12 protein-coding genes and 2 pseudogenes are annotated in these 14,480 nt (G+C 59.2%); 13 read left to right on the top strand and 1 reads right to left on the bottom strand.

The annotated features are described in order from the left end of the window. Positions 1-117 precede the first annotated feature (117 nt). From sodB to dhaK, 13 genes and pseudogenes are all read left to right on the top strand, one after another. On the top strand, positions 118-696 hold the full coding sequence (gene sodB / locus PQR42_RS10255) for a superoxide dismutase [Fe] (protein ID WP_408220684.1): 579 nt from the start codon (positions 118-120) through the stop codon (positions 694-696). A gap of 473 nt (positions 697-1,169) precedes the next feature. Next, positions 1,170-1,319 (top strand): annotated as a pseudogene (locus tag PQR42_RS45830) (hypothetical protein); the annotation flags it as partial. 33 nt (positions 1,320-1,352) lie between these two features. Continuing rightward, positions 1,353-1,825: pseudogene (locus tag PQR42_RS10260) on the top strand (helix-turn-helix transcriptional regulator); the annotation flags it as partial. 104 nt (positions 1,826-1,929) lie between these two features. Then, a complete protein-coding gene (locus PQR42_RS10265) occupies positions 1,930-2,139 on the top strand; it encodes a hypothetical protein (protein ID WP_408493628.1) in 210 nt (69 codons plus the stop codon). 461 nt (positions 2,140-2,600) lie between these two features. After that, on the top strand, positions 2,601-3,620 hold the full coding sequence (locus tag PQR42_RS10270) for a LacI family DNA-binding transcriptional regulator (protein ID WP_408391454.1): 1,020 nt from the start codon (positions 2,601-2,603) through the stop codon (positions 3,618-3,620). A gap of 113 nt (positions 3,621-3,733) precedes the next feature. Next, positions 3,734-5,065 (top strand): ABC transporter substrate-binding protein, encoded by a 1,332-nt coding sequence (locus tag PQR42_RS10275; RefSeq protein WP_408391395.1) that lies wholly within the window; start codon positions 3,734-3,736, stop codon positions 5,063-5,065. Positions 5,066-5,136: 71 nt separating this feature from the next. Further along, positions 5,137-6,093, top strand: coding sequence for a carbohydrate ABC transporter permease (locus PQR42_RS10280; protein WP_408391397.1), 957 nt, complete (start codon positions 5,137-5,139; stop codon positions 6,091-6,093). After that, the gene (locus PQR42_RS10285; RefSeq protein ID WP_408391399.1) at positions 6,090-7,043 is read left to right on the top strand and encodes a carbohydrate ABC transporter permease; all 954 of its coding nucleotides are present in this window, start codon (positions 6,090-6,092) and stop codon (positions 7,041-7,043) included. Before PQR42_RS10280 ends, PQR42_RS10285 begins: the two co-directional genes overlap by 4 nt. Continuing rightward, a complete protein-coding gene (locus PQR42_RS10290; RefSeq protein WP_408220692.1) occupies positions 7,040-7,234 on the top strand; it encodes a hypothetical protein in 195 nt (64 codons plus the stop codon). The genes PQR42_RS10285 and PQR42_RS10290 overlap by 4 nt, the downstream gene beginning before the upstream one ends. A 3-nt stretch (positions 7,235-7,237) precedes the next feature. Further along, on the top strand, positions 7,238-8,341 hold the full coding sequence (locus PQR42_RS10295; protein WP_408391401.1) for an ABC transporter ATP-binding protein: 1,104 nt from the start codon (positions 7,238-7,240) through the stop codon (positions 8,339-8,341). After that, positions 8,334-9,380: an ABC transporter ATP-binding protein gene (locus PQR42_RS10300; protein ID WP_408220696.1), complete on the top strand. Its 1,047-nt coding sequence runs from the start codon at positions 8,334-8,336 to the stop codon at positions 9,378-9,380. Before PQR42_RS10295 ends, PQR42_RS10300 begins: the two co-directional genes overlap by 8 nt. Further along, positions 9,377-10,015, top strand: coding sequence for a dihydroxyacetone kinase subunit DhaL (dhaL, locus tag PQR42_RS10305; RefSeq protein ID WP_408391403.1), 639 nt, complete (start codon positions 9,377-9,379; stop codon positions 10,013-10,015). Before PQR42_RS10300 ends, dhaL begins: the two co-directional genes overlap by 4 nt. A 14-nt stretch (positions 10,016-10,029) precedes the next feature. Further along, entirely contained in the window at positions 10,030-11,019 is a 990-nt protein-coding gene (gene dhaK / locus PQR42_RS10310) for a dihydroxyacetone kinase subunit DhaK (RefSeq protein ID WP_408220700.1), read from the top strand. A 551-nt stretch (positions 11,020-11,570) separates the two neighbouring features. On the opposite strand, the gene PQR42_RS10315 is transcribed toward dhaK, so the two are convergent. Beyond that, entirely contained in the window at positions 11,571-14,321 is a 2,751-nt protein-coding gene (locus PQR42_RS10315; RefSeq protein WP_408391405.1) for a UPF0182 family membrane protein, read from the bottom strand. Positions 14,322-14,480 lie beyond the last annotated feature (159 nt).

The raw sequence follows: 14,480 nt of genomic DNA on the forward strand, positions 1-14,480 counted from the left end.
GATGCCGGGCATAAAGTCCGTTGGTTTGCGGGGTTATTCCAACTCGCCTACAATCGAGTGCTCTAAAGCGTTATCCGCAGACTCCCCCACAACAGATACAGACAGAAGGAAAGCACCATGGAACATACGCTCCCGCCGCTGCCGTTCGCGAAAAACGCACTCGTTCCGCACATGTCGGAAGAGACGCTCGAATATCACTACGGCAAGCATCACCAGACCTATGTGACCAACCTGAACAATCTGATCAAGGGCACGGAGTTCGAGAACCTGTCGCTCGAGGAAATCGTCAAGAAGGCATCGGGCGGCGTGTTCAACAACGCAGCTCAGGTGTGGAACCACACGTTCTTCTGGAACAGCCTGTCGCCGCAAGGTGGCGGTGCACCGACCGGCGCGCTCGCTGACGCGATCAACGCCAAGTGGGGTTCGTTCGACAAGTTCAAGGAAGAGTTCGCCAAGACCGCGGTCGGCACCTTCGGCTCGGGCTGGGCATGGCTGGTGAAGAAGGCCGACGGTTCGCTCGACCTGGTGTCCACGAGCAACGCCGCAACGCCGCTGACCACGGATGCCAAGGCACTGCTGACGATCGACGTGTGGGAACACGCTTACTACATCGATTACCGCAATGCGCGTCCGAAGTTCGTCGAAGCATACTGGAACATCGTCAACTGGGAATTCGCGTCGAAGAACTTCGCGTGAGGTTGCCGGTGTTCCGTGACAATATAGTTTGGAAAGTGCAATAAAGATTGGAAAATCCGAACTAGGCAGTGCAATAAAGTCTGGAAACGGTAGTGAGAATGAAAGCCCTCCGAGTGAGGGCTTTCTGCTTTCTGGTGTCTGGTCAAGCGACAAGGTTGTCTGTTGAGCGTGATCCAGTTTTCATGTGTGCCGCTCCAAAGCAGTGGGCGCCCACGTCATTGGGCTCATATAACAATTCAGATAGTTGCTCGGGCTGTCCGACACTCATCGGAGCCTACAGGCCCGGACCCTTGCGAACCGATGTGATTCGATATGAGCGACGAGATGTCCCGCAGATGGTCGTCCGCGATTCGGCCATAGCTACCACTCGCCAAAGCGTCGTTAAAGTCGATTTGGGGCCCCGAGCAGATGTTTGCTTGTGAGGAACCGTCAACTCGCATCGCTCGTCAGTCGAGCACTCCCCTTCTTACCGATGGCAGGCCAATTATTTCGAGCTGCCTGTCGCCAATGGCGATTACGTCATTTTGACTCCGAAGGAGATCCTGACGCGAGATGAGGCCTCGATCAATCAAACCGATACCGCCGGACTCAGCGCTTTCATTGTCGTTCACATCATTCTGTAAGGTCCCGCAGCATACCAGCCTCCGCTATTGCAACAGAACCTCTTCGGGTGTCCGTTGGAATTCGGCAGCGACTCAACGGCTTCGTGTGCGCGGCCGCCGATCTCGACTACCCGAATTCCGCCGCTGACCCGGAACTGGTGCGATATGCCGAGAGCCTCGCCGATTCACTCAACGTGACGGGTGCCGATTCAATGCCGCTGGAAGTGCGCAAGGCGATTTACCTGCTGCTGCCGCTCGAGCAGGCCACCGTCGAGCGGGTTGCCGCCCATTTGCGTCTGAGCGTTCGCACCATGCAGCGCCAGCTTGAACTGGCGCATACCAGCTTTTCGCGTCTGGTGGAGGAGGTCAGGGGCGAACTTGCCGTGCGCTATATGAGCAACCCACGCTATCCCATCGGGCGGGTCTCAGCACTGCTGCGCTATTCACAGCAAGGTTCCTTCACCAACTGGTTTAGCTCACGCTTTGGCGTCACGCCGCGTGACTGGCGCAGCAGCCATTTGAAGTGATCGCGGTGCGCCTTAGGCGTTTCGAACTTTTCGATCGCAGACACTCATCGAATCACCGAAAGCCTGCAACTGCAAACAACCGGACGCGCGACGCAGAGACGGAAATGAGATTGATGATCGAATGGCCGCAAACCTATGAAACTTCTGTTACCGATCCGATGCAGCATGCCTTTTCTGTTCCTCGTTTTTCCGAGTCCCGGTTGGGCCGACAGTGTCGTCGAGGGCACTCGGTTGAAATCGTCATGAGTTACGGCAACCGCGACTTGACGCGGCCGCATCAACTCGAGGACGAGCTTGATATCGCGGCGCGGTGATCGAGGGGGCGTGCGCTTCGTCGGTGAGTCACGTCCCGACCCATGCGCAGAGTGCCGTACTCGATAGCGCGGCCAAAAGCACACGCGAACACTTCACAATTGATTCAAGCTTGCTCGCCGCCCGACATCATCCCCAATCTCCTTGAAGTCATTACTTTCGACGCAGTAAACGATAACTTCAAATTCCTCGTTCACGTCACCGTCCAAGCGTCTTGTACGCCTGCTGAGATCAACTACAAACCGCGGACCGTAGTCAGGCCGCCGCACGCCATCGACTCTCCCCAACGATTCGAGATCTTCGGGCCCGCAGCGCCGTCCGTTTGCTTGCGGGCCCTATTAGGGGCCAGTCTGTTCATCAAAACAATGACGCTTTTTCCTTGGAGAAAAAGCTTGCATTTTTTCTAGAAAAAACTACCTTCAGTAAAACAAAACAATCCTTTGCTCGGCACCGGAGGAGACCCATGCCGGCTACTCGTACGATGATTGCGCGTCGGGCTGGCGTCAGCGTGGCCACGGTCGATCGTGTCCTGCGCGACGATCAGGCTGTGCGTCCGGAAACTGCTGAACGCGTGCATCTTGCACTCGCAAATCTGCGTGATGAGCGGGCGAGCCGCGGCCGGCCGGCAAAGGTCAGCTCATTCCGAGTCGCGTTCGTGCTGCCGCAAGTGAACTCTCGCTTCCTCGATTACGTCGAGCGCGATATTGCACTGTCAGCCAGCTTCTTTCGCGAGCACCGCATAACCCCTTCGTTTTACCGCTGCGATTTTTCCAGCCAACGCGAGACCGCGGCGTTCGCCGCTGAAGTGATCGACTACGACGCGCTGGTTCTCGCACCTCTCGACTATCCGTGGGTTGAGCGTTTCATCGAAGAGATGAGCGACGCTCACGTGCCGGTCGTCACAGTGTTCTCCGATTTACCCGCGAGTCGGCGCGCCGCGTATGTGGGTGTCGACAACAGGATTGCCGGACGCACGGCAGGACTACTGATGGGGCGCTTCCTTTGCGCGAAACTCGGCACTGTTGCCGTGCTATCGGGATCGTCGCGTCTGCATGATCAGGTGGAACGGCGCACCGGCTTTTCGCAAGTGCTGGAGGAGGACTTCCGCAACCTGCGCTGGATCGCCGAACCGGACTTCGCCGAAGACGACGATGGCGCCGGTCTTGCCGTACAGGGCTTAAGTGCGCGCCATGCGGACCTGGTCGGCGTGTATGTGACGGGCGGCGGCATCTCCGGCATTGCAGCGGCATTGCAGGAGTCCGGTGACAAGGTTCACTTAGTCCTGATCGGCCACGAATGCACTGCGGAGACCCGCACCCAACTGTCGGAACGTGCGATCGACGTGATACTCGATCAGGATGTGCGCGGCATTGTTCATTGGGCCGGGCTCGCCGCGATCAATTTTCTTAACGACGTCCGGGGGGCGCTTGCCATCCCCACGCCGGAAACCCGGATTTATCTTCGTGAGAATGCGCATGCCTGACGCTCGCGACACGCGGATCGACTTCTGATCTGCCAGAGCCGAAATACGGTGCCCGGCGCATGGGCGCTGAATATCATCAGGTTGGAGACCCGAGAAAGACAAGGAGAAGAGACATGTTACGTCTAACGTCAGCGAGGGTAGTGGCGGCAACCCTCATATCGCTGGGGCTCGGCATTGCAACGGGCGCGCAGGCACAGGACAAGCAGTTGACACTCTGCTGGGCGGCATGGGATCCGGCCAATGCACTGGTCGAATTGTCGAAGGATTTCACTTCCAAGACCGGCATCAAAATGAAGTTCGAGTTCGTGCCGTGGACCAGTTATGCCGACCGCTTCATCAATGAACTCAATTCGCACGGCAAGCTATGTGATCTGATCATTGGCGACAGTCAGTGGATCGGCGGTGCGGCAGTCAATGGGCATTACGTCAAGCTCAACGACTTCTTTACCAAGAACAAGATTTCTATGGACGACTTCGTGCCGGCAACGGTGGTGGGATATTCGGAGTGGCCAAAGAATACGCCGAACTATTGGGCCTTACCTGCGATGGCTGACGCGGTCGGATGGACTTACCGCAAGGACTGGTTCGCGCGCCCGGAGCTACGCGCAGAATTCAAGCAGAAATACAACCGTGAGCTCGCGCCGCCCACCACGCTCGATGAACTCAAGCAGACTGCGCAATTCTTTCAGGGCCGCAAGATCGACGGCAAGACGGTCTATGGCGTGTATATCTTCACGGAGCGTGGCTCCGAGGGGATCACGATGGGCGTGACCAACGCCATGTACAACTTCGGCTTCGAGTATCAGGATCCCAAGAAGCCCTATCACCTCGATGGTTTCGTGAATTCGCCAGGCGCGGTGAAGGGGCTCGAATACTATAAGGCGCTCTATAAGTGCTGCACGGCGCCGGGCATGACCAACGCCTACATGCAGGAAGGGCTCGACGCGTTCAAGTCGGGTCAGGTGGCGATGCAGATGAACTGGTTTGCGTTCTTTCCAGGGCTTTATAAAGACCCGAATGTCGGTGGCGACAAGATCGGCTTTTTCGTCAATCCGCGTGAGCTGAAGCAATACACGCAGTTGGGCGGGCAGGGCATCTCGGTCGTCTCGTACTCGGACCATAAAGAAGACGCGCTCGAATATATCAAGTGGTTTGCGCAACCTGACGTGCAGAAGAAATGGTGGCAACTGGGCGGCTATTCGGCGGCCAAATCAGTGGTCGACGCACCGGACTTTCCGAAGAGCGCGCCGTTCGCACCCGCCTTCCTGAAGTCGATGGCAATCGTCAAAGACTTCTGGGCAGAGCCCGCTTATGCCGAACTGTTGCTCGACATGCAGAAGCGTGTGCACGACTACGTCGTGGCCGATAAGGGCACGGCCAAAGATGCGTTGGATCTGCTGGTGAAAGACTGGACCAAGGTCTTTAAGCAAGAAGGGAAGTATTAGCTTTTAGCTGGACTTGACTGGACCGGCGACGGCTGAACGGCCTGTCTCTGGTCCGCTTGAAGGAGCCAGGCATGTTGGCAGATAAGCCTTTTTCTCCCACGAGTCTCGAAGCGGGAGCGTCAACGCGCATCGCGAAGCGGCTAAGCGGCCTGTCGGATCGGGCCATCGCGTGGATCTTCATTCTTCCGACCATTCTGCTGCTGCTCGCGATCAACATCTTCCCGTTGATCTGGGCGCTTCGACTGTCGTTCACCAACTTCAAGTCGAACATGCCGAGCGTGCCGGCGCGTTTTGTCGGTATCGACAATTATGTCGACATCCTGACCGACGAAGATATCTGGTACGCGATGCAGGTGACCGCGCATTTCGTGTTCTGGTCGGTCGGGTTGGAGGTGTTGCTGGGTTTCGGTCTTGCATTGCTGATCAACCGGCAGTTCCGCGGACATAGCTTCTGGACCACATTAATCCTGCTGCCGATGATGCTCTCGCCTGCTGTAGTGGGCAACTTCTGGACGTTTCTGCTGCAACCGCAGACGGGCCTTTTCAACGATATCGTCAGCTTCTTCACTGGCATCGCGCCGGGGTCGTTCCAGATGATCGGCGACGTGGCGCTCGCGCCGTGGACCATTGTGATGGTCGATACGTGGATGTGGACACCGTACGTCATGCTCATCTGCCTGGCGGGCCTGCGTTCAATTCCCGACTATATCTACGAAGCGGCGGAAGTGGACCGCGCGACGCCGTGGCGTCAGTTCTGGTCGATCACGTTGCCCATGACCATGCCGTTCCTGATGCTGGCGGTATTGTTTCGCGGCATCGAAAACTTCAAGATGTTCGATATGGTGAACCTGCTGACATCGGGCGGTCCGGGCTCGGTTACCGAAACGGTATCGATCACGCTCAAGCGTGCGGCTTTCGAAAAGTGGCAGACAGGTTATTCGTCCGCGCTCGCAATCATCCTGTTCGTGACGGTATTCGGTGCGGCGAATATTTACGTGAAGGCACTTAACCGGATCAAACAGCGATGAGACCGACTACGACACAACATTCCGTGGTGGCGTCATCTCCGCGCGCCAAGCGCTTCGCGGCTGCGGTCGTTATCGCATATGCGCTGATTGCTACGTTACCGATGGTCTGGATCTTCCTGACGAGCTTCAAGACGCAGGAAGATGCGATCGCGTATCCGCCCGTCGTGCTGTTTCAGCCTTCCATGGAAGGCTATGTGAACCTGTTCACGATCCGCTCGCGGCAGACACCTGAGTTCATTGCGAGCCTGCCGCCTGCGCGGACCTGGTATGAGCGGGAGGTGCGCAAGCGCAACATGGTGATCGCCGGACCTTCGAAGGTTTTGCCGCGCTTCATGAATTCGCTTGTCATTGGATTCGGTTCGACGTTTCTTGCGGTATTTCTCGGCACGCTGGCGGCATACGCGTTTTCGCGTTTCAAGGTTCCGCTGTCCGACGATCTGATGTTCTTCATTCTCTCGACACGGATGATGCCGCCCATCGCAGTCGCCATTCCGATCTACCTGATGTATCGCGCGCTGGGCTTGAGCGACAGCTATGTCGGCATGATTGTGCTGTACACGGCGGTGAATGTCTCGCTAGCGGTGTGGCTGCTCAAAGGTTTCATGGATGAGATCCCGCGCGAGTATGAAGAAGCTGCGCTGGTGGACGGCTACACGCGTTTGCAGGCCTTCGTGAAGGTGGTATTGCCGCAAGCGATGACGGGCATTGCCGCTACAGCGATCTTTTGCCTGATCTTTGCATGGAACGAATACGCATTTGCTTCGCTGCTGACAAGCGGCGAGGCGCAGACCATGCCGCCATTCATTCCATTCATCATCGGAGAAGGCGGTCAGGACTGGCCGGCCGTTGCAGCTGCAACAACATTATTCGTGCTGCCAATCCTCTTCTTCACCGTTCTGCTGCGCAAGCATCTGTTGCGGGGCATCACCTTCGGAGCCGTGCGCAAATGAAACACGAAGTCATTCCGCCGCACCGCTGGCTGTTACGTCGCAGCTACAGCGAGGGTGCGTCGACGGTACTGATCGGCTTAGGTGTGGCCATGCTCGTGCAGCCGTTTTCGTTGGCGCTTTTCACCTGGTCGTTTCCGGTCCTTCTGGTGGGCGCGCTCGCGTTCGTCGTCACCAGCCACTTTCCTGACTGAATCATGTCGACGATCGTTCTCGCTCATCTTCACAAGCGCTTCGACGATTTTGTCGCGGTGCGCGACACCAGCCTGACCATCGGCGCGGGACGCTTCGTCGTGCTGCTCGGACCGTCAGGCTGCGGCAAGACCACAACGCTGCGGATGATTGCGGGGCTGGAGCTACCGACTTCCGGGCAGATCCTGATCGATGGTGAGGACGTCACCGCATTGCGCGCGCGGCAACGCGATATTGCCTTCGTGTTCCAGATGTTTGCGTTGTATCCACATATGACGGTGCGCAATAACATCGCGTTTCCGCTGAAGAACGAACACGTGTCACGCAGCGAGATTGCCGCCCGGGTCAATGCAGCGGCGCATATGCTGCGCATCGAGAACATTCTCGATCGTAAGACTGGCGGCCTGTCCGGTGGCGACCGGCAACGCGTGGCGCTCGGCCGCGCGATCGTGCGGCAACCGAAAGCATTCTTGATGGACGAACCGCTCGGCACGCTCGATGCGGACTTTCGGGAACTGATGTGCCTGGAATTGCGCAAACTGCACAACGCGCTCGCCGCCACCACGGTGTACGTCACACACGATCAGAGTGAGGCGATGGCCATGGCGGACGATATCGTCGTGATGAATCAGGGTGAAGTGTTGCAGGCGGGCTCGCCCCATGAGATTTATCACTTCCCCGCGACAGTGTTCGTCGGCAACTTCATAGGCAGTCCGCCTATGAATTTCTTGCCCGTTGACGAGGCGGTTATGGCGGGGCAGGAGCAGGTGAGTCTGCATGGCGCGGCGGTGTCTGTGCCGCGTTGCGATGCCGCTGCCGCGCGCGTGTTACTGGGAATCAGACCAGAGCACGTCGTGATCGACGAGCACGGTCCGCTGCGCGGTCAGGTGATCGCCGACGAATACCTCGGCTCGCACCAGGTATTGGCGGTTGAAACCGCGCTCGGCGTCGTGCGCGTGCGGGCAAGCAAAGACGATGGTGTTGCCGCGGGCACGATCGTCGGTCTGTCGTTTCGGAAAGAACGCACGTTGCTTTATGACGCCGCTACAGAACGCCTGCTGCCGGGCGCTGCTTCCACGCTTTCTGTCAACGGAGAAGGTCATGGCTGAGGTCCAGCTACGCAATGTATCGAAGCGCTTCGGCAACATCGTTGCGGTGGACGACCTGTCGATCGACGTGAAAGACGGCGAATTCGTCGTGTTGCTCGGACCGAGCGGCGCGGGCAAAACCACTACGCTGCGCCTGATCGCGGGGCTGGAACGTCCCGATGCCGGCGACGTGCTAATCGACGGCGCGGTCGCCACCGGTGTGCATCCTTCCGATCGCGATGTCGCGTTTATCTTTCAGCAATACTCGTTGTATCCGCATCTGACTGTGTTCGGCAATCTTGCGTTTCCGCTGCGTTCGCCACGTCGTCGAAGCAGCGAGCAACAGGTCCGCGCGCGCGTGCATGCGGTCGCGCAGATGCTGCATATGGAAGCGAAGCTCGACAACATGGCAACGCATTTGTCGGGCGGCGAAATGCAGCGCGTCGCGATCGGGCGTGCGCTTGTGCGCGAGCCGAAAGTGTTTCTGATGGACGAACCGCTGTCATCGCTGGACGCAAAACTGCGTGAGGAATTGCGTATCGAGCTGAAGCGGCTGCATCGTACGATTGGCGCGACCATTCTCTATGTCACGCACGATCAGGTGGAAGCCACCACATTGGCCGACCGCATCGGCATTCTTGAACACGGGCGTCTGGTGCAGCTCGGCACGCCGCGCGAGGTCTACGGTAGTCCGGTTTCATTGAGCGCGGCGCAACGGCTAGGCTCGCCGCCGATCAACCTGCTGCCACCAACGCTGTTCGATTCAGCAGCGGTGCCGACCGGCACCGCGACCGTGGCGATTCGTCCTGAAGACGTGGTGCTGCACGAGGGCGACGCGCGTGATGCACCCGGCACCCATCGTGCACGCGACGCACTCGACCTGAAGGTGCTCGAATACTCACCGCTGCGTCATCTGCTAATTCTGGAGCGCGCCGGAACTGCGGTTGTGGCGACCACGATGGCCGAACGCAATTTCAGCCCTGGGCAGTCGGTGGTCGTGTCGCTGCCCGCTCGCAGCCTCTTATATTTCCGTGCAGACGGCAGGAGGATCCCGACATGAACGGCAAAACGGTCATGGAGTGTATCGACGCCGCATACGCAGCGCTGAAAGAACACACGGACGAAATCGCCGTACTCGACCAGCAGATCGGCGATGGCGATCACATCTTCAATCTGCTGCGCGGCATGGAGGCCTTGCTTGCAGTGCGTGCGGATATCGAAGCGGAAGCCTTGGGAGCCGCGTTGGAACTCGCGGCGAACAAGGTGCTGTCGACGGTCGGCGGATCATCCGGGCCGCTGTTCTTTTCGCTGCTGAACGGGATGGCGAAATCATCGGCGAACAATCCGCAGAATGTTGCGGACACCGCGCTCATGTTCGCGGCGGGCGTCGAAGCGGTCGGACACCGGGGTAAGACGGGCGTAGGCAGCAAGACCATGATGGACGTGCTGATTCCCGTTGCCGCGCGTTTTAAGGAGCTTGCGACTATCGAATCACCTACGTTGCGAAAAACAGTGCTGGAGGAATTGCCGCAGGTGGCCGAGCAGAACATGCTCGCCACCCGCGATATGCTTGCGACCAAAGGGAGGGCATCGTTTCTGGGCGAACGCTCGCGCGGTCATATCGACCCTGGGGCGCGTTCCAGTCAGATCATGATCACCGCCGTGTGCGCGCATCTGGCGCGCCGCCGGGCGTGAAAGGAGGCCAGGCCATGAAAAAATTCATCAACCACGTCGACGATTTCCTCGCTGAAAGTCTGGCGGGATTTGCATCCGCGCATAGCGACCTGGTCGTACTCAACAACGAACCGGTGTATGTGCGTCGCAAGACGCTTAAACCGGGCAAAGTGGCATTGATATCGGGCGGCGGTTCGGGACATGAGCCGTTGCACTCCGGTTTTGTGGGCTATGGAATGCTCGACGCAGCCTGTCCCGGTCAAGTCTTCACGTCACCTACGCCGGATCAGATGATGGCCGCTGCCGACGCTGTCGATACCGGCGCGGGCGTGGTATTCATCGTGAAGAATTATTCGGGTGACCTGATGAACTTCGAAATGGCATCGGAGATGTCCGAGGTCGCAAACGCGATGGTGCTGATCAACGATGACGTGGCGGTGGAAAACTCCAGCTACACCACCGGACGGCGTGGTGTAGCTGGTGCGGTGATCGTTGAGAAGCTGGTAGGCAGCATGGCCGAAAGCGGCGCCGACCTTCAACAGTGCAAGGCGTTCGGCGACCGGATCAACAAGCGCACCGCTTCGATGGGTGTGGCGTTCAGCAGTTGCACCGTGCCGGCTGCGGGAACGCTGACGTTCAAGATTGGCGATGATGAGATCGAAGTAGGCGTGGGCATTCACGGTGAGCCGGGCCGGCGCCGCGCAAAGTTCGCGGGCGCCGATGCGATTGCGGGAGAGTTGCTCAAAGCGATCGTCGATGACCTCAAGCCCCAAGCCGGAGCTGAATTGCTGGTGCTCATCAACGGCCTTGGCGGAACACCGCTTGGCGAGCTTTACCTGCTCTTCAACTCGACGCGCGCGTGGCTTCAGCAACGCGACCTGAAGGTCGGCCGGGCACAGGTGGGTGCGCTGACGACTTCGCTGGAGATGGCGGGCGCGTCGATTACATTATGTGTGCTGGACGACGAAATGGCACGCCACTGGGACAGCCCGGTCCATACGCCGTCGTTGCGTTGGGGGATGTAGGGCGCGCTGGCTGCGGGAAACGCGCTGGTGCCGTGATGGACCGTCTCTACGGCGGCGGTTCGGTCACACCACCGGCGTGGTCGGTGTTTCGTGCCCGGAGCAGCAGTATGCAGTTGGCGTCAATTCCACGTGCGCCCATCCGGCGGAGATGGGATCGTGAGGCGGCGCGAAATGCTGACTCGTAACGCGGGGCCTACGCCGTTGTGAGCGACTTGCCACCCTCGATGCAAAGAGGCAACTGGCTTCCATGACCGACTTTCCGCCTGGCGCAAAGTCGCGGCATTCGTCCAGCCATACTATCAGCATGGCCTGGCACGCGTTGCGGCTCGCCGGCTTGTGAGATTGCGAGCCTCATCTTGGGCGGCTGTTTGCGCTGTGACGTTGTACCTTGAAATGCGACGCGGCGCGACGGGGCGACAGTGCGGCGATCGACGCCGCAGTACTGGGAGGACGTTCAGGGCGAAAGGATTTGTTGCGCGCCATCGGTTACAAGGCATAGGCACGGCTGTTTTCGTTCTGCAAGCGCAGACGCCCTTTAAATTTCCCCTTGGTCATTTCCGACCATCGGAACGGCCGGCACCGAGTGCCTCGAGCAACGGCCGGAGGGCATCCAGTTCCGCGCCGAAGCCGCTCCAGTCTCCCGCCTTCAGTCGTTCGATGGCGCGGTCATAGTGGGCAAGTGCCTCGCGTGCGCGCGCATCCACGGTGCCTCGGGGAGGCGATGCCGCTTGCGCGGTCTCCTTGAAAAGCGCCGCCAGGGCTTCACCCAGGCTGTCCTCCATCACCACGCGGTCACCATAGGCGGCAATCACCCGCTTCAGCTCCGGCAACTGACCGGACGCCGCGCGCAAATAGAGCGGAGAAACGTAGAGGATCGAGTTCTCGATCGGCACGACTACAAGATGACCGCGAATGACGCGTGAGCCCATCTGGTTCCACAGCGAGATCTGCTGCGAGATCTCGGTATTCTGCTGAATACGCGCTTCGATCTGAAACGGCCCATAGACCAGCTTGTCCTTGGGAAACGTATAGACGATGAGCTTGCCGTACCCGGACGGATCGCAGCGCGCCGCCAGCCAGGCAATCATGTTCTCCCGCTGGCTCGGCACCATCGGCAGCATGAGAATGAACTCGGCGCGTGCGTCGCCGGGGAGCCGCATGATCGTGTAGTACGGCGGCATCGTGCTGGCAGCGCCCCCGCCATCCATGCCGACCAGCTCCCGGGGAAACTGCCACAGATCCTCGCGGTTGTAGAAGACCTCCGGCGCATCCATATGATAAGCGCGGTAAAGCTGCGCCTGGATCAGGAATAGGTCTTCGGGGTAGCGGATATGCTGCCGAAGCTCCGGTGGCATCGCGTCCAAAGGCTTGAACAAACCCGGGAAGGTGCGCTCGTATGTGCGCAGGAGGGGATCGGCGGGATCGCTGACGTAGAAATCGACCGTGCCGTTGTACGCGTCGACCACGACCTTGACCGCGTTGCGGATGTAATTGGCGCCGTCGCCGAAACCCGGCCGGGAGTACGGAAACCACTTGCTGACGGTATAGGCGTCCTGTATCCAGAACAGGCGCCCGTTGCTCGCGACGACATAGGGGTCGTGGTCGAGACTCAGGAACGGCGCGATCGTACGCACGCGGTCCTGAATGTTACGGTGAAGCAGGATCCGGCTTTGATCTGTGATATAGCCGCTCAGCAAAATGTTGGGATCGTCGAGCTGCCAGGCGACGAGACTACGTCGCGCCATAGTACCGATGCTTACGCCGTCGCGCCCGCTATACATCGTGTAGGCATTGCCCGCCCCTTTGGGATAGTCGAATTCAGCTACATTGCCGTTCACGATGACGTAGTCCTGCCGGCCTTCACTGAAGTAGAGACGTGGTTCGCGAATGGCCGGGCCGTCGCTGGAGACGGGCGGAATATCACGCAGATAGAAGAAGGGTAAGCCTTCGGTGGATTTCTCGGTGACCGGCGACATCACGACGCCGATGCCGTGAGTGAAGATAAGGTGCAGGTTCACCCAGGTTTGGGCGTTGGGCGGAAGCATCGCCGGGTCCAGTTCACGCGCCGACAGCATCACCTGCCTGTATCCGGCCTCAAGCTGATAGCGATCGATGTCCACCGAGAGAAATTTGTAGTAAGTCCGGATCTCCTGCAACTGTGCGTAGGTATCCATCAGCGGTTGCACATCCCATAGCCGGATGTTGTCGATGGTCGCCCGATTGGCCTGCAGCGAGTCGAGAGTCAGTCTCTGCTCGGCCTCAAACGGTTTAACTTCAATCTTTGCGAGACCGTAAGCCTGTCGCGTCAGCGCGATAGTGTGCTCGATATAGGGTGTTTCCAGTCTCAGTTCGCTCGGTTTGACAAAGAAGCGCTGAAACAGCGACGGATAGATCACGGCGAACACGAGCGAACTGCCGAATACGAGCAGCGCGAGAGCGGCAGGCTGCAGATAGCTGCGCCGGCGCATGTTGATCCAAAGGGCGACGGATGAGGCCGCGGCAAGGCCGACAAGCATCCACAGGACCGGCAACTCGACGTGGACATCGGTATAGCTGGCGCCGACCACGACACCGTTGTCGCCATAGAGCAGCAGAAAGCGGTCGAGCCACCACGACCAGGCCTTCACCGCAAAGAACAAACCGAGCAGTGCCGAACCATGAGTGATGGCGGCGGGCGAGAGTGTCCGTGGTGGCCGCTCCAGCGCGATGTCACCGCGCAACCCGTAGATAGCACCTGCCACGATCGCGCTGCAGAAGACCAGTTGCAGCAGCCAGTTCTTGAGCGCGACATACGCGGGGAGCGAGAAGAGATAAAAGCCGATGTCCCTCTCAAAGATCGGATCGCGCTCGCCAACAGGCACCTGATAAATGAAGCGAAGCGCGATGTCCCAGCTCGAGATTTCGCTGGCGGCGATAACCAGCCCGGAGACGACCGCGGCGCAGGCAATACTGGCGCGCCAGGGAACGCGCGGCGCGACCAGTTCGGCAAGATCGCCGGTGACTTCCGTCACACCCGACGGACCGGCTGCTTTCGCTCGCGAGGTATCGACCCTCGCGTAACGATGCGCCAAAATTCCCGACAGCCATACCGCGCACGCCGAGACTGCGAACACGGAGGCAAACAGCAGCGCTCTCGCGGAAAGGATGGTCCAGAAAACACTACCATAGCCGATCGAAGAGAACCACAGCCAGTCGACCAGGATGCCGGTGATGCGTCCGACGACGATCAGGCCGGCGATGACAGCCATCGCCGCGATTGCATAACGTCTCAGGCGCACGCCGGACTTCACTTCCGACCGCATAGTCCCTCCTGTGCTGGCCGTCGCCTATGCCCTGTTGCGATCGGATCAATCGCGCATTGCCGATCTGCCCGGAGCGCGGCTGAACGGCCTGTCAACGCAGCCCGGATAGTCCGCGCTTAGCCACCCCATGACCTGTGCGACGCGAGTTCGGATGAAGCG

Origin of the sequence: Paraburkholderia sediminicola (genome assembly GCF_046027355.1) — a bacterium.
Taxonomy (GTDB): Bacteria; Pseudomonadota; Gammaproteobacteria; order Burkholderiales; family Burkholderiaceae; genus Paraburkholderia; species Paraburkholderia sediminicola_B.